Here is a 21,730-nt window from a genome sequence, read left to right as displayed (position 1 = left end):
GAATGAAGGAAGAACGAAGAACGAAGAATGAAGAACGAAGAACGAAGAACGAAGAGATTCCATTTTCGTTAGTGTCCCGATTTATTCGCCACCCTCAAAATGACCAATCAAGAGCAACCATGCTGTAAGGGTTTCAGCGATTGCCAGATCGAGGTGGCGAAAAACTAAGGACACTAACCCATTTTTCGTTTTTCGTTTTTCGGTTTTCGTTCTTCCATTTTTTCCTCTCCCCCTCCCTTATGTCTTTTATTCTCTTTTCCGCTGACCCCGACCTCCTGCCTGATCAACTCGGCGGCAAGGCGCGATCGCTCTACGATTTGCAGTATTCCGCAACGGGCGAGTTTCCGATTCCCGACTGGTTTGTGGTGTCGCCGGCAGCGTTCACGGCGGGGCAGGGAGTCGCGCTGACCGAGGCGGCGACGGCAGAACTGGGGGCGGCGATCGCCCGCTTGTGTCCCCAGGGGGAACCCGTGGCCGTGCGCTCGTCGGCGGTGGAGGAGGATGGCGCAACGCTGTCGTTTGCAGGGCAGCTAGAGAGCTATTTGTTTGTGCCGCCGGAGCAGGTGGGCGATCGCATTGTGCAGGTGTGGCAATCGGCGACGAGCGATCGCCTGCTGGCCTATCGCCGCGAGCATGGGCTAACGGAACCACCCCCGCCGCCGGCCGTGCTGGTGCAGCGCATGGTCAGTGCAGAAGTGGCGGGTGTCGCCTTCAGTGCCAACCCCATCACCCATCAGCGAGGCGTGGCGGTGGTGTCGGCAGTGCGGGGCGTGGGCGAAAAACTGGTCTCTGGCGAGTCGGATGCAGACACCTGGACGGTGAATCGGGATGGCGAAATTCTCTCCGCCCAACCGCAGGACCCCGCAAACCCAGTGCTGACTCCGGCTCAGGTGCGCGACATTGCCCAGCTTGCCCGCCGCGCCGAGCGCCACTTTGCCTGCCCGCAGGATATCGAATGGGCGATCGCCCAGGGCCGGCTTTACCTGCTGCAATCGCGCCCTATCACCACCCTGCGCGGCCAGCCCGACCCCGACGATCGCCTGGTCATTTGGGACAACAGCAATATCGCCGAAAGCTATGGCGGCATCACCACGCCGCTCACCTTTTCCTTTGCCCGTCGCGCCTACGAAGCGGTGTATCGAGAATTTTGCCGGATGATGGGCGTTGCAGAAGGGGCGATCGCCCAGCAGGACTCCACCTTCCGCTGTCTGCTGGGGCTGGTGCAGGGGCGGATTTACTACAACCTGCTGAACTGGTATCGCGTGCTGGCGCTGCTGCCCGGATTCCAGGTGAATCGCCGCTTTATGGAACAGATGATGGGCGTAAAGGAGGAGCTTCCTGCCGATGTCCTCGCCACGCTCCAGCAGGCCACTGCCCAGGATAAGATCCGCGATAGCCTGCGTCTGGTCAAAACGCTGCTGGGTCTGGTGAAAAATTATCTGACCTTACCGGATCAAATTCGCCGATTTTATACTCGTCTGGATGCAGCCCTCAGCCTGCCCGCTGCCTCGCTAGACACCCGCAGTGCCGAAGAACTCGTCGCCCACTACTACGACCTAGAGCGCCAGCTTTTGACCCGCTGGGATGCGCCCCTTGTGAACGACTTCTTCGCCATGATCTTCTACGGCGTGCTGCGAAAGCTCACCGCTGCCTGGTGTGGAGACGCTGCCGGAACCCTGCAAAACGACCTGATCAGCGGCGAAGGCGGTATGGTTAGCGCCGAACCCGCCCGCCGCATCCAGCAGATGGCCCACACCGCCGCCCAGTCGCCTGCCCTTGTCGAGTTGCTGCAACGGGGTTCCCTCTGGGAAATTCGGGTTGAGCTACCCGCCTTCCCCATATTTCAGGCGCAATACGAGGATTACCTGGCAAAATTTGGCGATCGCTGTCTGGAAGAACTGAAGCTCGAAAGCCCTACATTGCAGGACGATCCGCTGATGCTCCTGCGCTCTGTGGGCAGTTTGGCAGCCGTCAGGGGGCAAGCATCCGGCGACATGGAGCCAATCGCCCCAGTCCCCCAGCCCTCCTTGCGCCATCGCGCCGAAGCTCAGGTTCAGCAGTCTCTCCAGTCTGCTCCCCTGAGGCGGCTCCTCTTCCACTGGGTGCTTCAGAATGCCAGGGCACGGGTGCGCGATCGCGAAAATTTGCGCTTCGAGCGGACTCGCGTGTTTGGGCGGGTGCGGCGCATCGCCGTGGAACTGGGTCGCCGCTTTTATGCCGAGGGCTGGCTGGACAATCCCCGCGATGTCTTTTATCTGGAGCTAGAGGAGCTCTTGGGCAAGCTCGACGGCACGGCCACCTGCCACGACCTAAAGGGACTGGTGCGCGTCCGCCGCGCCGAATTTGACCGCTACCGAGAATTGCCTCCACCGGGCGATCGCCTCCAGTTGCCAACTCCCCAACCCGCCAGTTCTCCACAACCGCAAAACGCCAGCACTCTGCAAGGACTGGGCTGTTGCCCCGGCCGCGTCCGCGCTCCGGTGCAGGTCATTACCGACCCCAAAACCGCCGTGCTAAAACCGGGCAGCATCCTGGTGGCCGAGCGCACCGATCCGGGCTGGATCATGCTGTTTCCGGCGGCGGCGGGCGTATTGGTAGAAAGGGGCAGTCTGCTGTCCCACGCGGCGATCGTGGCGCGGGAGATGGGCATTCCGGCAATCGTGTCGATTCCGGGCGTGACCACGGCGCTGCAAACGGGCGACTGGGTGGAAATGGACGGCAGCACGGGAACCATTTTGCGGGTTGTGGCCGTCGAAGCGTCTCAGGAGGGCGCAGGCGTATGTTGAGTAACGTAGACGATGAAACCGGGGAACCGACGGGCGATTTGAGTGGCCATGCGCCCCGAAAGACCATACCGCAGGCTCCACCGCCCCAGACTGCCTCAGAGGTGCAGCGACAGGCCGACTTTTCCTATATCCGCTACGCCCAGTGCTGGGAAGATGCCGAAATTTTACTGGAGGCGCTGGATATCCGCCCCGGCGACACCTGTCTGGCGATCGCCTCTGCGGGAGACAATGCCCTGGCCATGCTGACCCAAGACCCGGCGCGAGTCATCGCTCTCGACCTCAGCCCAGCGCAGTTGGCCTGTTTGGAACTGCGGGTCGCGGCCTACCGTGAGCTAGAGTACGAGGAACTGCTTGTGCTGATTGGCTCGCGTCCGGGGCGCAACCGACCGGAACTTTACCAGCGCTGCCGCAGCCAGCTTTCGCCAGACGTGTGCTACTTCTGGGATACCCATCCAGCCGAGATTGAGCGGGGCATTGGTCATGCAGGCAAGTTCGAGCGCTATTTCGACCTGTTTCGCCGTCGCGTGCTGCCGCTGGTTCACTCCCGCCGCCAGGTGATGCGGCTGCTCGAGGGTGGCCCGCCGGAGCAGTGCGAGCGGTTTTATCGACGCGAGTGGGACACTTGGCGTTGGCGGCTGATGTTTCGGATTTTCTTTTCGCGGTTGGTGATGGGGCGGATGGGGCGCGACCCCAGCTTCTTTAAGTATGTAGACGGCGATGTGGCCAGCCGCATCCTCGACCGCACTCGCTATGCCCTCACCCAGCTCGATCCCGCCGAAAATCCCTATTTGCAGTGGATTCTAACGGGGCAACATCTGACGGCGCTGCCTGTGGCGCTTCAGCCCGAACACTTCGACACGATTCGCGCCAACCTGCATCGGCTGGAGTGGCACTGCTGTTCGGTAGAAGCTTATCTGAAGCGCCTGCCCCACGCATCGATTAGCCGCTTTAACCTAAGCGACATTTTCGAGTATCTGTCGCTGCCCAACTATTACCACCTGCTGCATCGGCTGGTGCAGGTGGGCAAACCGGGCGGCCGCCTGGTGTATTGGAATATGTTGGCTCCCCGGAGCCGCCCAGAAGGAATGGCCGACCAGTTGCGCCCGCTGCCCGAACTGGCCGAAGCCCTGCACCGCCAAGACAAAGCCTTTTTCTACAGTGCTTTCGTGGTCGAGGAAATCTGCTAGTTCCAGAGGCTTGCAAGGTTGCTGGAGCCTGCTTGTTGACCCGTAGAATCGGGTTACAATCCTGATATAACAATTTGTTACAAACGAGAGATCGAAACGACTGCACTCAACTCTTGGAGGCGCGTTCGAGGCGCGATCGCCCTATGCCTGTCCGCAATGACACCATTTTTGAGCGATTTCTGGCTCCGGTCGTCAAAACCTTCCTAATCGACCGGGACGCGATTCTGCGCTATTACCAGAGCCGCGATTGGCAGCAAGAGAGCGATCGCCTCCGCAACCCAGCAGTAGAATACCCCAGCTATTACAGCAGCCAAAATTTTCATAGCATCGAGGGTGGCTATCTCAGCCTGGAAGCGGCGCTGTCCTACGACCCGATTACGCAATACGCACTGCCGCCGAATGAAACCTGGGTTCGCAAGGCGCTGCTAGAGCGGGTGCAGGGTAATCCCCGTCGGATTCTAGATCTGGGCTGCGGCACGGGCACCTCAACGCGGATGCTGAAGCGAGCGTTCCCCCAGGCAGAGGTGGTCGGGCTAGATCTGTCGCCCTATATGCTGGCGGTGGCAGAGGATAAGGCGAAGGGCGATTGCCTCGATATCCAGTTTGTCCATCAAAATGCCGAGCAGACGGGCTTTCCCGATGCCAGCGTCGATCTGGTCACGGCCACGCTCCTGTTTCACGAAACGCCGCCGGAAGTCGCCCAAGCCATCCTGCGGGAAGCCTTCCGCCTGCTGACCGTGGGCGGGCAGGTGCTGGTGCTGGATGGCAACCAGGGCGTGATTCGCCAGACCGAGTGGCTCACCGAAATTTTTGAAGAACCCTACATCAAAGCCTACGCCGCAGGCAGCGTCGATGCCTGGATGGGCAAGGCCGGGTTTGGCGCGGTGCAAACCGACAGCCTGTGGGTGATTCACCAAATTACGCAGGGTGTAAAACCATTGCCAGGACAGCAGGTGCGCTCGGTGGAGTTTGCCACGCCGCTGAGCGAGGGCGATCGCCAGTGGGCATGGAATTGGCGCGGCGAGGCGGCCAAGGGATGATGAGATGATGTGAGAAGAAGTGACGGAAAAAACTAAAAACGAAGAACGAAAAACGAAGAACGAAAAACGAAAAACGCCACCTCTTCCTTCTTCTCTCTTCGTTCTTCCTTCTTCCCTCTTCCCTCTTCGTTCTTCCCTCTTTCCCCACCCCCCTCTCCCTCCATGTCTCTCCGCGCGATTCTCTTCGACTTCAACGGTGTCATTATCAACGACGAACCGCTGCACCAACGGCTGCTCGAAAAGCTGCTGGTGGAAGAGAATCTGCGCCCAAAGCCCGAAGAGTATCGGGAAGTCTGTGTGGGACGGAGCGATCGCGCTTGCATTCGAGAACTGCTGTCGCGGCGCGGGCGCATCGTCACCGATACGTACCTGGATGAACTGGTGGCCCGCAAGTCGCGCTATTACCAGTTGCAGATTCAGGAAATTGAAAAGCTGCCCAGCTATCCGGGGCTGGAGGATCTGATCTTTCAAATTCGGGCGGCGCAACTGCCAATGGCGATCGTCAGCGGAGCTGTGCGGGCAGAAATCGAAACCGTACTGTCACGGCTCAATCTGGCAGACTATTTCAAAGTGATCGTGGCGGGCGACGAGATCCCTACTAGCAAGCCAGAGCCAGACGGCTACCTGCTGGGCGTGCAGCGGCTGAACGAAGCCATTCCCGGACTCAATCTGCAACCGTCGGAATGTCTCGCTATTGAAGACACGTTTGCAGGCATTGAAGCGGCCAAACGCGCAGGGATTCAGGTGGTCGGCATCGCCAACACCTACCCGTTCCATATGATGCAGCGCCACGCCAACTGGGCGATCGACTACTTTAATGACCTGGATTTGGATTATGTGCGGCGGGTCTTCTCGCAATCGGCTGCGGCCTAAGATGCGCTACCAATCTTGTTGAAATATTAAAAAGTAGCGAAATATACCGTTTATTAGGCATTATAGAAACAGATGCGGACAGGGCGATCGCTTCAATTCCCTTACTGCCCGTCCCAAAAGGAGAGGTTTATGGTTAACTTGCTGTCCAACGCCGCAGCAGACTCTGCCACCCACGCCCTCAACGGCAAAGCAGGCAAGAGTCTCCTCGATGGAGCCGCCCACAGCACGCTGTCGGATGCCAATCGACGACTGGAAAAGGCGCTGAGATATGTCTCGATCAATGAAGATGTTGCAGAGCGGCTGCGCTATCCCAAGTCCAGCTTGGTGGTGTCGATTCCCGTGCGGATGGATGACGGCTCGTTGAGAATCTTTCAGGGCTATCGCGTGCGCTACGACGACAGCCGTGGCCCCACCAAGGGGGGTGTGCGCTATCACCCTGGCGTGACGCTGGACGAGGTGCAGTCGCTGGCGTTTTGGATGACCTTTAAGTGCGCCGTGCTAAACCTGCCTTTTGGTGGCGCAAAGGGTGGCATCACGCTCAACCCCAAGGAACTGTCGAAGTTTGAACTAGAGCGGCTGACGCGGGGCTATGTAGATGCGATCGCCGACTTTATTGGCCCCGACATCGACATCCCCGCCCCCGATGTCTACACCAACCCAATGGTGATGGGCTGGATGATGGATCAATACAGCATCATTCAGCGCAAGATTACGCCTGCGGTGGTGACGGGCAAGCCAATCACAATGGGCGGCAGCCAAGGGCGCGAGTCGGCCACCGCAATGGGTGCATTTTTCGTAATGCAAACCGTTCTGCCGCGTCTGGGCAAATCGCCCGAAAATACCACCGTTGCGGTGCAGGGCTTTGGCAATGCCGGGTCAATTATTGCAGAATTGCTCTACAAAGCAGGCTACAAAGTCGTTGCCGTCAGCGATTCTCAGGGCGGCGTGTATGCTTCACAGGGCCTCGACATTCCCAGCGTGCGACAAATCAAGGAATCGAGCCGCAGGCTTAAGGCGATCTACTGCGAAGGCAGCGTTTGCAACGACCAGGAGCATTCCATCATTACCAATGAGCAGTTGTTGGAACTGGATGTGGATGTGCTGGTGCCTGCGGCGCTAGAAAATCAGATTACCGCTGAAAACGCCAGCCGCATTCAGGCCCGCTACATCTTCGAGGTCGCCAACGGCCCCGTTACCTCCGATGCCGATGCGATTCTGGAAAATCGTGGCATCCAGGTGTTTCCCGATATTCTGGTGAACGCAGGCGGCGTAACGGTGAGCTATTTCGAGTGGGTGCAAAACCGTAACGGCTTCTACTGGTCGGCCGACAAGGTGAACCATCGGCTAGAGTTTGCCATGAAGCAGGAGACGGAGCACATCTGGGCGATCGCCCAAGAGCGAGACATCGACCTCCGCACCGCCGCCTATGTCCACGCGCTAAACCGGCTCGACGATGCCATCCGCGCAAAGGGCACGCGGGACTTTTATGTGAGCTAGGTTGACAGGAGCCAGGCCTCTTGTTTCCCAAACCAAAATCAGACCCTGTAAAGTGGCTATGTAAAATGGCTGTCGCTCTATAGGGTCTCTTTCGTGGCTAGTTGTTTTGCAGCTAGCTAGCAAAGCGGATTTTCAGGTAATCCTCTTCCATCTTGGCTCCGGCGGGTTGCAGCGCCGCTAGGGCCTGGGGCAGCACCAGATTTCGGCGATGGTTACCAATGCGGACGTTTAGCTCATCGGCCGACTTGCTGAGTTCGATCTTGTCTTTGGGAATGCCGGGTAAGTAAAGCTCCAGGCTGTATTGGTTTTGCTCTTGCACCACGCGCATCGTCGTCTCTTTGTAATAGACCTGGGCCGGGTCTTCGTCGGCATAGAGCGTTTCCTTCAATCGCTCCAGCGCCGCCAGTCCGCAAAGTTCCTCAGAATAGAGCGGCACTTCTTTCACGGGCAGCGGGTGAAAGTTTTCGTGAATTTCCTGGCGATATTGCTGCTGATTCTCCTTCCAGCGCTGAAAGAAGGGATCACTCACCTCATTGGGGATGATGCGGTTGGCCACCACCATGTCGGTTGCCACGTTATAGAGGCTGAGGTACGCATGGGCCCGCAGGGATTCCTTGATCACCATCTTTTCGGGATTCGTAACCAGACGCACTGAGGTCTGCGTGTTGTCGGTCAGCACCTTTTCCAGGGCTTCGATCTGCTGATAAAACTCGTAGGGCGCGTCCATCACTTCCTGGTTGGGCAGGGAAAAGCCTGCGACCGGACGAAACAGCGGCTCTACTAGGGGCCGCAGCGCCGCAGACACCGCTTGCAGTGGCTTGTAGAATCGGCGCATATACCAGCCCGCTACCTCCGGCAGACTCAGCAGCCGCAGGGCTGTACCCGTTGGTGCAGAGTCGATAATCAGGACATCGAAATCGCCTTCGTCATAGTGGCGCTTCATCCGCACCAGGCTGAAGATTTCGTCCATGCCAGGGAGAATCGCCAGTTCTTCTGCCTCCACGCCTTCCAATCCCCGCGCCTGGAGAACCTGTGTAATGTAGCGCTTCACAGCTCCCCAGTTGCCCTCTAGCTCCATCAGCGCGTCTAGCTCTGCGCCCCAGAGGTTTGGCTTGACCGAGCGCGGGTCGTGCCCCAGCTCTATGTCAAAACTGTCGGCCAGGGAGTGGGCGGGATCAGTGCTGAGCACTAGGGTGCGGTAGCCCAGTTCTGCACACCGCAAGCCTGTTGCGGCAGCCACCGAAGTTTTGCCAACACCGCCCTTTCCGGTCATTAAGATTACGCGCATGAGTGCCCAGCGATTTCGTGAAGAATGGTTACATCCCTCTAATGTATCGGGTTTTGCAGGCAGATGGGGCGTTTGGTGCGGGATTGGAGCGAGTCGGTCAGTAGGGCGATCGCCCCTTGTCAAGGCATTAGTTGATCTGCAAAGCCTCTGTCTGGAGGGGTCAGGCAGACTGCTTGCGAACGCTGAAATGCTGCCGCAGCACGTCAAGCCGCGAACAGTGCCAATAGTCGATGTGGGACGTGATTAGCCCCTGTCCATTGACGGTCATTTCGCTCCAGCCTGTGATGGCGATGCGGGGCTTCCAGGGCAGCGGGGTTGTCCAACTGAGCGTCCAATCGGTGCGGATGTCTGCGCCCGTTTGCTGAATCTGGTGCAGATCAAGCTGGGGGTTGAGGAACCAGGTCTGTATAAAGCCGATCATGCGTTCGTAGCGATCGCGCCCGCGAAATTCTGTCATTGGATCGCGAAAGTAAACGTCTTCTGCATAGGCGCTGAAGGTCTGGGATTTGGGGAAATTACGGTAGTCCTGTCTGAGGATTTCTAGGATGTCCATTTTGCTTTTTTTACTTTTACTTAAAGATATAAATCCTTTTTGTTGATTAGGCTGGGGGCGATCGCTCCAGTCTGCATCCAGCCTGCGGTTCTCTTGTAAACCAAGCAGTTCGACCCATCAGAGGGTTAATGCATTGGGATTAATATCCATCTCCTAAAGGTGATTTCTGTGAGGGCAACCCTTCAAAAGTCAGAAAACTGATTAATCAAAATTCTAGCCTTTTGAAAGGAGTAAAGATCTGGCTACGTAGGCATCAACACGGAGGCTGCACTCCGTTAAGTTGCTGATGGATATGAGCTTTCAAACGGACGGAAAAGAGGGTTTTTTGTTTCTAGAACTGAAGTAGGAAGGCACGATTTGAGTGGTTCGCATTGTTGCGCTGAACCCTTCTAAATTTTCTTGAAAAACTGCTGATTTTGAGATCAAGAGTTTTTGGAAACGGTCTTTGCAGTCAATCGTATTTTGGATGCAAGGCGCTCCTAGAAAAAACTCGAACCTCAGCGAAATGAAGCAGTTTTGATTTTCCCTTTTTCCAGGATCGAGGCTAGTTGAGATGCAATTTGGGCAATCGAATTTTTCAGGGCGATCGCCACGATCCTCTACCCCAGATTCAGACGAGTTCCAGTTCCGCGATACCTGGCTCCCTGCAAGTTGCTTTCAAGTCCGACAACAGGCAGACACGCTGGCGCACGACCTATCCTCCATTTTGGGACAGGTGTCTGAGGCGATCGCCCTGCTGCAAAATCAGCAGGAACTCCTCCGCGCCAACGCCGCGCTGGATAATCTGACGGATCTGTGGTGGCAGCGAGCGGCGATTGAGGCGGCGGCCGATGGGATAGCCGTATTCGATGCAAAGGGAACCTTTCGCTATGCCAACCCGGCCTATCTACACCAGTTTGGCTATCCACCTGATGAGCCGCTCAGCCGCCAGACCTGGCAGCAGTTCTACATCCCCGCCGAGGTACGGCGGTTTCAGCAGGAGATTTGGCCCGGCCTGAGCCGAAATCCCCAGTGGCGCGGAGAGGCGATCGCCCTGCGGCCAGACGGCACTACCTTTCCTCAGGAAGTCAGCTTGACGCGCATCGCTGATAGCCATCTGGTGTGTATTTGTCGAGATATTAGCGATCGCAAACGGGCCGAAGCCGCCCTGCGAGAAGCCGAAGCCCGCTACCGCAGCATTTTTGAAAACGCCATTGAAGGCATCTTTCAAACCACACCGGAAGGACGCTATCTCAACGTCAACCCGGCCCTGGTTCGCATCTACGGTTTCAAGTCTCCAGAAGACCTAATCGCCAACATCCACAGCATTCAGCACCAAATCTACGTCGATCCAAACCGCCGCAGCGAATTCATCCGGCTCATGCAGGAGCACGGGCGCGTCTCTAATTTTGAATCGCTGATTTATCGGCGCGATGGCACGCCCATCTGGATCTCGGAAAATGCCCACTGCGTCTACAACAGTCGCGGCGACCTGCTGTATTACGAAGGCACTGTCGAAGATATCACCACCCGCAAGCAGTCCGAAGAGCAGCTTTTTCTCAACGCCTTCCATGATTCGTTGACCAGTTTGCCCAACCGGGCCCTGTTCATGAACCGACTAAAAACTGCTCTGAATGCCCTGCCGCGCCGTCCGGGGCACCAGTTCGCCGTGCTGTTTGTGGATCTGGATCGGTTCAAGCAGGTGAATGACAGCCTTGGTCATTTGCTGGGCGACCAACTGCTGATCCAGGTGAGCCAGCGGCTACAAGACTGTGTGCGCGGTGGCGATACTGTGGCGCGGCTGGGTGGCGATGAGTTTGCCATCTTGCTGGAAGACATTCAAAGCGCCGATGATGCAATCCACGTTGCAGAACGAATTCAGGAGCAACTCGGCTGGGCTTTTTGCCTCCAGGGGCATCAGGTTCACATTAGCGCCAGCGTGGGCATTGCACTGAGCCATCACCGGGAAACCTGTCAGCCTTACCAAAACTTGGAAGACTTGCTGCGGGATGCCGACATTGCGATGTATCGCGCCAAGCATCGGGGCAAGGCCTGCCACGAATTGTTTGACGGCACGCGCCAAACCCAGGTATTTACCCAGGTGCAACTCGAAGCAGATTTGCGGCGGGCCCTAGATCAGCAGGAACTAGAGCTGCACTATCAGCCGATTGTGGCGCTGCAAAGCCGCCGGGTGCGCGGGTTTGAGGTGCTGATGCGGTGGCAGCATCCCACCCAGGGACTCGTGCCACCCGGCAAGTTCCTCGACATTGCCACCGAAACGGGGCTGATTCTGATGCTGGAGGAATGGGTGCTGCGTCAGGCTTGCCAGCAAATGCAGCAGTGGCAGCGGCAGGGATTGGCGGATGGGTCGATGACGATGAGCGTCAACCTGACAGAAAAGCAGTTCGTCCAGCCCAAGCTAATTGGGCAGGTGGGGCGAATTTTGTCGGAAACCGGGTTGCGTCCCAACTGTTTGCGGCTGGAGTTTGCGGAGGCGCTGCTGCGAGCGGATATGGAGGCGATCGCCCAAAACCTGTACGGATTGACCGATCTAGGCGTGCAGCTTTGCATTGACGACTTTGGCACGGGCTTTTTATCCCTCAGCCAGCTTCACAGCCTGCCCATCCACAGCGTCAAAATCGACCGCTCCTTTATTCACCGGGCGGGCATCAGCGTAGAAAGTCAGGCAATCGTGAAAACCATTGTGAGTCTGGCAGAAACGCTGCGGATGAGCGTCATCGCCGAGGGCGTGGAGACGCTGGAACAACTGGTGCAACTGATGGCAATGGGCTGCGAATACGGCCAGGGCTATTTGTTCTCGTCTCCGGTTGATCGGGCAATAGCGGAGTCGCTGTTGCTCAAGAAGCAGCTTTAGCAGCCAGCTTGAGTAGCCGTCAAAGACCTGCGATTCGTGGGACTGTGCATTGCGGAATCGAGTATCGTCTTCACGGTGTGTCCAAAAACCGACTTACCACCTGATCTAGCCCAACGGCGCGGGAGGCTTTGAACAGGAGGCGATCGCCCGCAGTCACATTCTGTCTCAGCCAGTCTACGACTTCGGCATGGGTGGTAAAGCGCTCGGTGGGAATGCCGCTGGCTCCGACAGCGAGGGCCTCGGCTTCGGCGGGGTCAGCCAGGATCAAAAGCGCGTCGAGCTTGAGGTCTTGCACCGCCGCGCCGACCTGCTGGTGAAATTCGAGGGAGCGATCGCCCAGTTCTTTCATCGTGCCCAGCACGGCAATGCGGCGGGCACCGGGCGTGTCTGCCAGCAGCCGCAGCGCCGCCAGCATCGATTCCAGCCCCGCGTTGTAGGTTTCATCCAAAATCACCACATCATTGGGCAAGTCTAGCCGCCGCGCCCGCCCCTGGGGAAGCTCCACGGTTAAGCCAGCCATGAGCGGCTGCCAGCTTAGCCCCAGCAGTTTTGCAACAGCCAGCGCCGCCAGGTAGTTGAGTGCGTTGTGGCGGCCGGGCAGGGGTAGGGGGAGCAGGGTGTCGTCAACCCTCAGCGTGTGGGCATCGACCAGTTCGCCCCGCAGGTCGCCGCCTTCTAGCCCGTAGGTGATTGTTTTGCCACGCCACACGCGGGCAGCCGTGTCCATCAACCGCAGATTGTCGTGGTTCAGCACGGCTGCGCCTGCTGAGTCTAGCTCCTGGAGCAGTTCGCACTTGGCATCGGCGATCGCCTGCTCAGACCCCAGCCGCCCGATGTGGGCCGTGCCGACGTTGGTAATCACCGCAATATCCGGTTCTGCAATTTGCCCCAGCAGGGCAATCTCGCCTGCCGCTCGCATTCCCATTTCGATCACGGCAAACTGATGCTCAGGCCCCAGTTCCAGAAGGGTTTTGGGAACCCCGATTTCGTTGTTATGGTTGGCGCGGGTTTTGAGGACGGGGCCGCGGGTTGCCAGCACGGCGGCAATTAGCTCTTTGGTGGTCGTCTTGCCGACGGAACCCGTGATGGCCACGACGGGCCCAGAAAACTGCCGCCGCCAGAGCGTGCCCAACTGCTGATAGGCTACCAGCGTGTCGCTGACCTGGAGCACCGGCCCGGTTGCATCGGGGGGCAGGTCAGACACGACAGCGGCAATCGCCCCCTGCGCGAGCGCCTGTTTAACGAAGGCATGACCATCGAAGCGATCGCCCCGCAGCGCCAAAAATAGGTCGCCTGGTTCTAGGCTGCGGCTGTCGGTCGTTACCTGGGCGATCGGCGTGTGGCTCACTGGCTCAGACCACTCGTGCAACCGAGCGCCCAGGTTTTGTGCTAACCTGCTCAGCGGCATTGAAAACGGCATAAACTTTTTTCGATCCGGATTCTGCATCAGAGCAAGATCATACCGCGCCGTGCCTCTAGCCACGTTTCAGTCTGCGTATCTCTGCGCTGAATTTCTCCAGGCAGATTGAAACTACAGATTGGGGCTATTGACAACCGCAAGACTGCTCATCTGGTTGTTAGGGAAAGCGTTAGCCTGCTGCCAAATCCGGGAAATATACGGACATCTCCGTCCTGAACGTCGGCATCTAACCTTGTTAGTCTAGCTAACCTACCGACAGCCCGCTGCGGGTCCTGCCATTCGACCGCGCTCTCTTTATCTGCCCCCTCTCACCAGCCCCGGTGCCTCGTTGCAACTGCTTCAGACTCTATGGGTGTTTTGAATTCGCGCCTTGGACGCAAATTGCCGCTTCAGTCACTCTTGGTCGTGCCCTTTTTGCTACAGCTTGCCGGAACGACTGCGCTCATCGGCTATCTGTCCTATCGCAATAGCCAGAGAGCGGTTAATCATCTGGCGCTAGAGTTACGCAATGAGCTGACCGCCCGCATTCAGCAGGAGGTGAGTACCTATGTCCAGTCGCCCTTTGTGATCAATGACCTGAACGCGATCGCCCTCCGGCAAGGTGACCTTGACCCCTCCCAGCAGCGGGGCGAATATCTGTTTTGGACGCAAGCACGCAGCCTTCCTGCAAACAACCTGATCTATTGCGCCGTAGAAGATGGCTCCTTTATGGGTGTAGGGCGCACTCAAGACGGGGCTAACCTGCAAGTGATTCTGTCGAAGGCCGGCCCGACGGGCTATTTTCGCTATTACGACCTTAGCGAGACGGGCGATCGCAGCAACCAGTTTCGCCCACTCAATCGACCCTACGACCCCCGCATCCGACCCTGGTATCAAAAAGCACGACAGGAGAAAAAACCGGTTTGGAGTGACATTTACCTCGATTTCGATGCTCAGGTGCCCGTGCTGACCGCTAGCAAGCCGGTTTATGAGGACGGGCCGGGTCGGCTGTTGGGTGTTTGCGCCACGGATTTCATTCCCTCGCTCGAACTCAACCGATTTCTCAGCAATCTTAAGGTCGGCAAAACTGGCGAAACCTTTATCCTTGCCCGTACAGGAGAACTGATTGCTAGCTCCACCGCTGACGAGGAAAGTCTGCTACTTCGCGCTGGAGAAGATGCCCAGCTTTTGCCCGCCCGCGATAGCCAGAATCCTCTGGTCAACGCGACGGCTGACTACTTGTATGAACGGTTCGAGGATTTGCGGCAGATTGACCAGGTACAGCAGCTTGAGTTTCGGCTGCCAGGGGGCGATCGCCAGTTTGCTCAGGTGTCACCGTTTCGTGACGAGTATGGGCTGGACTGGCTGATTGTAGTCGCGGTGCCCGAATCCGACTTCATGGCTGAGATCAATGCCAACAATCGTCTGACGCGGTGGCTCTCGCTGGGGGCGCTGGCGCTGGCCGCGGGCATCGGCGTGCTGACCAGCCGCTGGATTGCGCGTCCGATTTTGAAGCTGAATCAGGCAGCCCAGGCGATCGCCGAGGGCGATCTGGCGCAAACGGTCGAAGTCAGCGGCATTGCCGAACTGGAAACCCTAGCCCAGTCCTTTAACCAGATGGGACATCAGTTGCAAGACTCTTTTGACACCCTGGAGCAGCGGGTGCAGGAGCGCACCGCAGAACTGGCCGAGTCGAACCGACAGCTAGAATTAGCCAAGGAAAAGGCGGAAGTGGCGAATGAAGCCAAAAGCACCTTTATCGCCAACATGAGTCATGAGCTGCGATCGCCCCTGAATGCAGTGCTGGGCTTTTCGCAGCTGGCCCTGCGCTCTCACAGCTTGCCGCCAGACCAGCGCGAAAACGTCGGCATCATCTATCGCAGCGGCGAATACCTGCTGACGCTGATTAACAACATTCTGGACATTTCCAAAATTGAAGCAGGCAAAACCACCCTCCATCTCAAAAGTTTCAACCTGCATCGGCTGCTGAGCGACCTGGAAGATATGCTCTACCTACGGGCCGAGAGTAAAAACTTGCTGCTGACGGTCATCCGTAGCGACGACCTGCCGCAATATATCCAGGCCGATGAGGTAAAACTGCGCCAGGTACTAATCAATCTGCTGAGTAACGGCATTAAGTTCACGCAGACAGGCTCGGTATCGCTGCACGTCTCCACCCAGCCACCCAGCCCCACGCCGCTGGTGCTTCCGGCTCAAACGCTGCCTGCTGCTACCCTGCCGATTTACTTTGAAGTGCGCGATACGGGCATTGGCATTGCGCCGAAGGAACTGCCCCACCTATTTGAAGCCTTTACCCAAACCCAGGCAGGTAAGGAGTCGCAGGAAGGTACGGGGCTGGGGCTGGCGATTAGCCGCAAGTTTATCCAACTGATGGGCGGCGATATTGCGGTAAGTAGTGAAGTGGGTGTGGGTACGGCGATCGCCTTCTACATCCAGGCCAGCCTGTCGGAAGCAGCGCCGCTCGATCTGCAACCTGCTCGGCGGCGGGTGCTGGGGCTAGCTCCTGGCCAACCCACCTATCGCATCCTGGTGGTAGACGACAAAGAGGTGAACCGCCGTCTGCTGGTAAAGCTGCTAAGTCCGCTGGGTTTTGAAGTCCGCGAAGCCAGCAACGGTCTGGAGTGCATCGAAATCTGGGATGATTGGGAACCGCACCTGATTTGGATGGATATGCGAATGCCTGTGATGGATGGCTACGAGGCAACCCAGCGGATCAAGGCGACGACCAAAGGCCAGGCAACCGCCGTGATTGCCCTGACGGCCAGCGTTCTAGAAGAGGAAAAAGTGGTGATTTTGTCTGCGGGCTGCGATGATTTTCTCCGCAAGCCGTTTCATGAACAGAGCATTTTCGATGCGATCGCCAAGCACCTCGGCGTGGTCTTCCTGTATGAGGAAAGTGAGTCTGTCAGCCGTGAGCAGGAACCGCCGACCGACCTGCACTCGCCAGATTTGCAGGATCTACCAGATGCCTGGAAGTCTGCTCTCTACACCGCAGCCCTGGAGGCCGACAGTGCCCAAGTTGAGGCGCTGATTGCCCAAGTTTCCGTGACCCATGCCGCCCTGGCCCAAGATCTGAGCCAATGGAGTCATCAGTTTCGCTTTGACAAAATCCTGGAGTGGGTCGAAGCACTTCCCGGTTCAACCGCCCCGATTCCTGATGCTGAGCAGCTATGAACCCTAGTCCCAACGCCGAATCTAAAGGCAGTGTCCTAGTTGTAGACGATATCCCCGAAAACCTGCGGCTGCTGACCGATATCCTGAGCCAGCAGGGTTATCAGGTGCGGAGCGTCACCAGTGGCGCGATGGCCCTGCGAACGGCCGTCGCCAAACCCCCCGATGCCATTTTGCTGGATATCAAAATGCCCGACATGGATGGCTATCAGGTTTGTGAGTTGCTCAAAGCAGACGAGACGACGCGGGACATCCCGGTGATTTTTATCAGCGCCCTCGACGATCTGCTGGATAAGGTTGAGGCGTTTCAGGTGGGCGGAGTGGACTACATTACCAAGCCGTTTCAGGTGGAGGAAGTCGTCGCCCGCCTCGAAAGCCAGCTTACGATTCAGCGGCAAAAGCGACAGCTTCAGCAAGAAGTTATCATCCGTCGCGAGACAGAAGAAATTCTCTATCAATCGCGGGCGCTGCTGTCTAGCATTTTGAACAGTTCCCTCGACGGCATCGCAGCCATGCAGTCAGTGCGGGATATAGACGGCACGATTGGCGATTTTCGCTGCCTGGTGGTGAATCCGGTGGTGGCAAAAATGCTGGGCAAAACCCGTGAAGAACTGATCGGCAACCTAGCTCTGCGGCGGTTGGTGCAGCAGATTGATCCGGGGCTATTTCAGAGGTTTGTGGATGTGGTGGAAACGGGCGAAACGTTTGAGAGTGAGTTGGCCTATTCCACTCCGGAGGGCGATCGCTGGTATCACTACATTGCGGTAAAACTGGGCGACGGCTTTGCGGTGACAGTGCGCGACATCACCAGCCGCAAGCAGATTGAGCTAGCCCTCCAAGCCGCGAATGAAAAGCTAGAAATCCTGGCGAATCTGGACGGGCTGACGCAGTTGGCCAATCGTCGCCGCTGGGATGCTTGTTTGGAGCAGGAGTGGCGACGATGCGCCCGTGAGCAGCAGTCGCTGTCTCTGCTGCTGTGCGATGTGGACTATTTCAAGCGCTACAACGATGCCTATGGACATCAGGCTGGGGATGACTGCCTGAGGCAAATTGCTAGGGCGATCGCCCAGTCTGCTAAGCGTCCCGCTGACTTGGTTGCCCGCTACGGGGGAGAAGAGTTTGCAGTCTTGTTGCCCAACACCACTGCCGACGGAGCGGCCCAAATCGCCGCGCTAATTCAGGCTGCGGTGCGGGATCTGGCTATTGCCCATCGTCAATCCGACATTAGCGATCGCGTCACCCTGAGCATTGGTATTGCCACCCTAATTCCCCATTCGGAGGGGTCGCCAGAGACGTTACTCACCGAGGCTGATGGTGCGCTTTACCGGGCCAAGCAGCAAGGGCGAAACCAGACTGTGCAGGCGATCGCCAGCCCTGTGAGATAGTCCGCCGTGGAATAGGTCGCAGAGAATCTTGCTGCTCCGCGCCTAAGCCGCCATTTCAGACTTGTGGGCAGCCATCAGGCTCTGAGTTTCTGGGCTAGGACTGAGGCGCTCCAGCGCGTGGCGGAGATCGGCAGTCAGCCGCTTTGCCCCCTGCTTGGGCGGCTCTTGGAGATAGGGTGCAACCTGGATTGGGGCACCAATGTTGATCGAGACATGGCAGCCCCAGCGGGGGAGTGGTTCGTCGTAGCGCAAGTGAATGGGCACAACCTGAACCCCCAGCCCCGGCTGGCTTTGTTCTGCCTGGAGCGCAAGGCGAGCCAGTCCCGGCTTGAGCGAATGCACCAGTTGATCTCGGAAAATGCCGCCCTCTGGGAAAATTACCAGCATTTCGCCCTGCTGCAACAGTTCCAGCCCAAATCGCAGGCTGGCAACCCCTGGCTGGCGTGGGTTCACCGGAAAGCCGCCCAAGCGGCGAATAAACCAGCCTTGAAGCCCCTTCACTTCGTCGGCCGTGACCATGAACCGGGGAAGACGGCCTGTGACACTTGGCCCAGTGGCATGGGGAACCAGCAGCGCATCCCACCGCGCCCGATGGAGCGGCGCAAGGATGACCGGCCCTTCGGTGGGCAAATGGTGTTGCCCATGAATCTCGATTTTGCCGAAGTAGGCTGGCAGCAGCAGGCGATTTCCCAGAGGATAGGCGATCGCCGACAGCCAGGGCGACACCTTTGAGTTCACTTTGCTTTCTCGACTTGGGTCAGGAGGGGTCAAAGGGTCGTTGGTGGGGCGATGTAAAACCATAGAGCAGGAAAAAACCAGCAAAAACAGCAGGGATGATTCGGGTGAGCCAAAAACTAAGCTCTGCGTTCGCCTACTGCACCAAGTTCGACGGAAGAATGCTCCCGATCGCGCTATGAACTGGATGCAAAAGACGGTGCAAAGCAACTGTTTTTTAGCTTAGGGCGATCGCCCTTGGAACTGATCTCCCAAAAGGACAGTTGTGAGGGTGTCCTGTAGGGGGTTGAGTTGGAAATGAAGCGGGATTTTTGGATTTTGGGTTTTGGATTTTGGGTTTTGGATTCTGCGCTTGGCAACGCTTCTAGCGACCGACGGTTTGTTGAATGAGCTTGGCAAGCTGTTCGGCGCTGTCGGCGATCGCCAGTCGTCCAGCGGCTTCGGCCATGGCTGCCCGTTGGGGCGATCGCATCAGCTCCAGCACCTCGGTCGTGAGCGTTTCGGCAGAGAGATCCTTTTGCTGAAACACTTTGGCAGCGCCCGCCCGGACGAAAGCGGCGGCGTTGACGGTCTGGTGGTCTTCGGCGGCAAAAGGATAGGGAATCAGGATGGCGGGCAGATGGGCGATCGCCAGTTCCGTCAGGGTGCCCGCACCAGAGCGACTGATGGCCAGGGTCGCCCGATGGAACAGCGCCGCCATGTTGTCATAAAAAGGCAGCGCCAGGTATTGCGGGTGGCTGAGGCTTTTGGCATCGGGGTCCGAGTCGCCCGTCAGATGGACGATCCAGAAGCCTGCCTCAAACCAGGCGAGCGCACACTCGCGCACCAAGCGGTTCACCGCCACTGCGCCTTGGCTGCCGCCGACAACCACAATCAGCGGCACGTCATCGGGAATCGGCAGTTGCAGCGGCGGCAGGGCCGAGGGTGCGAGTCGAAAAGCGTCGCGCACGGGCGTTCCGACGTGAACCGCCCTAGCGCGGGGTAGCCGCTGGATCGTCTCTTCAAAGCCCACGGCCACCACGCTGCACCAGGGACTCAGCAGCCGCGTCACTTTGCCTGGTAGGGCGTTGGATTCGTGCAAAACGGTAGGCAACCCGAGCGATCGCGCTGCGAGGATTGCCGGCGCTGCAATATAGCCGCCCGTAGTAAACACGCCCTGAAAGTTGCCCTTTTGCAAGAGCGATCGCACCTGCACCACCGACCCCAACAGCCGCGCCAGGGTCTTCAGCGTGCCCAGCCCCAGCTTCCCCTGAAAGCCCTCCACTTGAATCGTGTGCAGGGGATATTTCTCTGGCACTAGCTGCGTCTCCAGGCGGTTGGGCACGCCCAGCCATTCGATATCGTAGGGAGTCTGGTGACGGGAGAGTTGCTCAGCGGTGGCGATCGCCGGAAACAGGTGTCCGCCCGTGCCGCTAGCCGCGATCAGGAGCTTCATGGCGTGTGAGAAGGTGAGGTACGGGGGAATGGGGTGTAGGGAACCCTGGAAGATAACAGAAGCTTCCGGATTCCGTGACGAAGCAGGCGGATAGCGTCTACACTGTGTCTTGTCCTAGCCTTGTCTTACTGTCTCTGAAATAGCCGTGTTTAAAGCTGCTATTTCCAGAACTGCAACGTTTGAAGCGGATGCGTCCAGTGTCAAGGCTTCCAGAAGGCTGGATTTTTAGCCGCGCTCAATGCAGACTTGCGCCCAAACGTCGCCCAAACGTCTTAGTATCCTACCCCATCCTTATGCAGAAACCCCCTGAATTTCCGTTGTCCCAGTTGAATTGCCTGAATGGGCTATCGGTGCGCCCCGTGGGGCGGGCAGTAGCTTCGCGGCTGGGCATGACGCGCCGAGACTGGCGGCGGGCAAATTTGGTGATTCCGGCGGTGCTGCTAGGGGTGTTGCTCAGTTGGGCGGGTCGCGTGGGGGCCCAGGCTCCGCCTGCGTCGGCTGAGCCTGCTGCACCCGCGCCCGCTGTGCGGCCTGCGCCGGAGGAACTGACGGAGGCGATCGCCCGCCTGGATGCTGCCGCCAGCAGCCGCAACCTGCGAGACGTGATGCGCCTCTTCAGCCGCAACTTTACCCATGCCGACGGGCTGACCTATGACACACTCAGCACTGCGCTCCAGCGGTTTTGGCAGCCCTACCGCAGTCTGAGCTATCAGACGGTGCTGGATTCTTGGGAGCGAGATGGCAATGCGCTGATTGCCAATACAACGACGACGATTACGGGCACTCGCGATATCAACGGACGTATCGTGACGCTGAATTCTGTGCTGTCTACGCGGCAGCGCTATGAAAACGGACGCATTGTGTCTCAATCCGTGCTATCCGAGCGCACCGAAGTCTCCAGTGGAGATTTTCCGCCCAGCGTGCAGGTTCAGCTTCCGGCGCAGGTGCTTGTGGGGCAAAGCTTTGATTTTGACGTGATTGTGCAAGAACCGCTGGGCGATCGCCTCTTGCTGGGCGCAGCGATTGAGGAACCCGTGAATGCCGAGGGCTATCTCAGCGCCGCGCCGTTGAATTTGGAACTGCTATCGGCTGGGGGTTTGTTCAAAACGGGTCAGGCTCCGGCGCTGCCGAGCGATCGCTGGATTACGGGGGTGCTGGTTCGCGAAGACGGCATTGTGCAGCATACTCGTCGTCTGCAAGTCGTCGATGATCCGTCCCTGATTACCACGCCGCCGTCCGCCCCGCGCCGCCGCCTGCCTCGCCTGCGATAAGCAATTCTCTAAGCTTTTCTATAAGCTTTGCACCAGTCAGCTTTGAACCAGAAGCTTTGAATCGGGAGCTTTGAACTAGGTCATTGCGCTGGCAGAGGCGCTGTATCCCGCAGAACTATCCTGCGTTCCAGTCCGGATTACGCCCGAAGCGCTCATCATCCAAAATTCTTATAGAACCTCTAGGGAAAACGAGTTGCCCGGTCACGGTTTTCACAGACTGGAGGCGATAGAATTT

Annotated in this window: 14 protein-coding genes; 9 read left to right on the top strand and 5 right to left on the bottom strand. The window is 58.0% G+C overall.

Translation table 11 applies throughout. The annotated features are described in order from the left end of the window. Window positions 1-239 precede the first annotated feature (239 nt). From IGS16_RS08870 to IGS16_RS08850, 5 genes are all read left to right on the top strand, one after another. Complete coding sequence (locus IGS16_RS08870; protein ID WP_297085025.1) at window positions 240-2,786, top strand: PEP/pyruvate-binding domain-containing protein; 2,547 nt, start codon at window positions 240-242, stop codon at window positions 2,784-2,786. Beyond that, window positions 2,780-3,973: a DUF3419 family protein gene (locus IGS16_RS08865; RefSeq protein ID WP_297085024.1), complete on the top strand. Its 1,194-nt coding sequence runs from the start codon at window positions 2,780-2,782 to the stop codon at window positions 3,971-3,973. The genes IGS16_RS08870 and IGS16_RS08865 overlap by 7 nt, the downstream gene beginning before the upstream one ends. 143 nt (window positions 3,974-4,116) lie before the next feature. Beyond that, window positions 4,117-5,013: a class I SAM-dependent methyltransferase gene (locus IGS16_RS08860; protein ID WP_297085023.1), complete on the top strand. Its 897-nt coding sequence runs from the start codon at window positions 4,117-4,119 to the stop codon at window positions 5,011-5,013. A 162-nt stretch (window positions 5,014-5,175) separates the two neighbouring features. Further along, entirely contained in the window at window positions 5,176-5,886 is a 711-nt protein-coding gene (locus IGS16_RS08855; protein WP_297085022.1) for an HAD family phosphatase, read from the top strand. Between the two features lie 129 nt (window positions 5,887-6,015). Then, the gene (locus IGS16_RS08850; protein WP_297085021.1) at window positions 6,016-7,383 is read left to right on the top strand and encodes a Glu/Leu/Phe/Val dehydrogenase; all 1,368 of its coding nucleotides are present in this window, start codon (window positions 6,016-6,018) and stop codon (window positions 7,381-7,383) included. Between the two features lie 112 nt (window positions 7,384-7,495). Here IGS16_RS08850 and IGS16_RS08845 read toward each other — a convergent pair whose 3' ends face one another. After that, window positions 7,496-8,671 (bottom strand): TRC40/GET3/ArsA family transport-energizing ATPase, encoded by a 1,176-nt coding sequence (locus IGS16_RS08845; protein WP_297085020.1) that lies wholly within the window; start codon window positions 8,669-8,671, stop codon window positions 7,496-7,498. 160 nt (window positions 8,672-8,831) lie between these two features. Continuing rightward, window positions 8,832-9,224 (bottom strand): DUF2358 domain-containing protein, encoded by a 393-nt coding sequence (locus tag IGS16_RS08840; RefSeq protein WP_297085019.1) that lies wholly within the window; start codon window positions 9,222-9,224, stop codon window positions 8,832-8,834. Between the two features lie 553 nt (window positions 9,225-9,777). On the opposite strand from IGS16_RS08840, the gene IGS16_RS08835 reads away from it, so the two are divergent. Beyond that, window positions 9,778-12,078, top strand: coding sequence for a bifunctional diguanylate cyclase/phosphodiesterase (locus IGS16_RS08835; protein WP_297085018.1), 2,301 nt, complete (start codon window positions 9,778-9,780; stop codon window positions 12,076-12,078). Between the two features lie 70 nt (window positions 12,079-12,148). Here the strand turns inward: IGS16_RS08835 and murF are convergent, their stop codons facing one another. Beyond that, window positions 12,149-13,498: a UDP-N-acetylmuramoyl-tripeptide--D-alanyl-D-alanine ligase gene (murF, locus tag IGS16_RS08830; protein ID WP_297085017.1), complete on the bottom strand. Its 1,350-nt coding sequence runs from the start codon at window positions 13,496-13,498 to the stop codon at window positions 12,149-12,151. Window positions 13,499-13,846: 348 nt separating this feature from the next. Here murF and IGS16_RS08825 point away from each other — a divergent pair, with 348 nt between their 5' ends. Next, a complete protein-coding gene (locus tag IGS16_RS08825; protein WP_297085016.1) occupies window positions 13,847-16,672 on the top strand; it encodes a response regulator in 2,826 nt (941 codons plus the stop codon). Continuing rightward, window positions 16,669-18,054: a diguanylate cyclase gene (locus tag IGS16_RS08820; protein ID WP_297085015.1), complete on the top strand. Its 1,386-nt coding sequence runs from the start codon at window positions 16,669-16,671 to the stop codon at window positions 18,052-18,054. Before IGS16_RS08825 ends, IGS16_RS08820 begins: the two co-directional genes overlap by 4 nt. A gap of 42 nt (window positions 18,055-18,096) precedes the next feature. Here IGS16_RS08820 and IGS16_RS08815 read toward each other — a convergent pair whose 3' ends face one another. After that, window positions 18,097-18,855 (bottom strand): 1-acyl-sn-glycerol-3-phosphate acyltransferase, encoded by a 759-nt coding sequence (locus IGS16_RS08815; RefSeq protein WP_297085014.1) that lies wholly within the window; start codon window positions 18,853-18,855, stop codon window positions 18,097-18,099. A 298-nt stretch (window positions 18,856-19,153) separates the two neighbouring features. Continuing rightward, window positions 19,154-20,224: an undecaprenyldiphospho-muramoylpentapeptide beta-N-acetylglucosaminyltransferase gene (gene murG, locus IGS16_RS08810; RefSeq protein ID WP_297085013.1), complete on the bottom strand. Its 1,071-nt coding sequence runs from the start codon at window positions 20,222-20,224 to the stop codon at window positions 19,154-19,156. Between the two features lie 317 nt (window positions 20,225-20,541). On the opposite strand from murG, the gene IGS16_RS08805 reads away from it, so the two are divergent. Next, window positions 20,542-21,495, top strand: a complete 954-nt coding sequence (locus IGS16_RS08805) for a nuclear transport factor 2 family protein (RefSeq protein WP_297085012.1) — start codon at window positions 20,542-20,544, stop codon at window positions 21,493-21,495. Window positions 21,496-21,730: the final 235 nt, after the last annotated feature.

The sequence above is a fragment of the Thermoleptolyngbya sp. C42_A2020_037 genome, from assembly GCF_015272455.1.
Classification (GTDB): Bacteria; Cyanobacteriota; Cyanobacteriia; order Elainellales; family Elainellaceae; genus Thermoleptolyngbya.
This window is presented reverse-complemented; position numbering and strand designations above follow the sequence as displayed.

Coding starts and splice junctions, on each gene's coding strand:
- IGS16_RS08815 (WP_297085014.1), bottom strand. CDS start 18,855: ATGGTTTTACATCGCCCCACCAACGACCCTTTGACCCCTCCTGACCCA.
- murG (WP_297085013.1), bottom strand. CDS start 20,224: ATGAAGCTCCTGATCGCGGCTAGCGGCACGGGCGGACACCTGTTTCCG.
- IGS16_RS08850 (WP_297085021.1), top strand. CDS start 6,016: ATGGTTAACTTGCTGTCCAACGCCGCAGCAGACTCTGCCACCCACGCC.
- IGS16_RS08865 (WP_297085024.1), top strand. CDS start 2,780: ATGTTGAGTAACGTAGACGATGAAACCGGGGAACCGACGGGCGATTTG.
- IGS16_RS08845 (WP_297085020.1), bottom strand. CDS start 8,671: ATGCGCGTAATCTTAATGACCGGAAAGGGCGGTGTTGGCAAAACTTCG.
- IGS16_RS08820 (WP_297085015.1), top strand. CDS start 16,669: ATGAACCCTAGTCCCAACGCCGAATCTAAAGGCAGTGTCCTAGTTGTA.
- IGS16_RS08860 (WP_297085023.1), top strand. CDS start 4,117: ATGCCTGTCCGCAATGACACCATTTTTGAGCGATTTCTGGCTCCGGTC.
- murF (WP_297085017.1), bottom strand. CDS start 13,498: ATGCCGTTTTCAATGCCGCTGAGCAGGTTAGCACAAAACCTGGGCGCT.
- IGS16_RS08870 (WP_297085025.1), top strand. CDS start 240: ATGTCTTTTATTCTCTTTTCCGCTGACCCCGACCTCCTGCCTGATCAA.
- IGS16_RS08835 (WP_297085018.1), top strand. CDS start 9,778: ATGCAATTTGGGCAATCGAATTTTTCAGGGCGATCGCCACGATCCTCT.
- IGS16_RS08855 (WP_297085022.1), top strand. CDS start 5,176: ATGTCTCTCCGCGCGATTCTCTTCGACTTCAACGGTGTCATTATCAAC.
- IGS16_RS08840 (WP_297085019.1), bottom strand. CDS start 9,224: ATGGACATCCTAGAAATCCTCAGACAGGACTACCGTAATTTCCCCAAA.
- IGS16_RS08825 (WP_297085016.1), top strand. CDS start 13,847: ATGGGTGTTTTGAATTCGCGCCTTGGACGCAAATTGCCGCTTCAGTCA.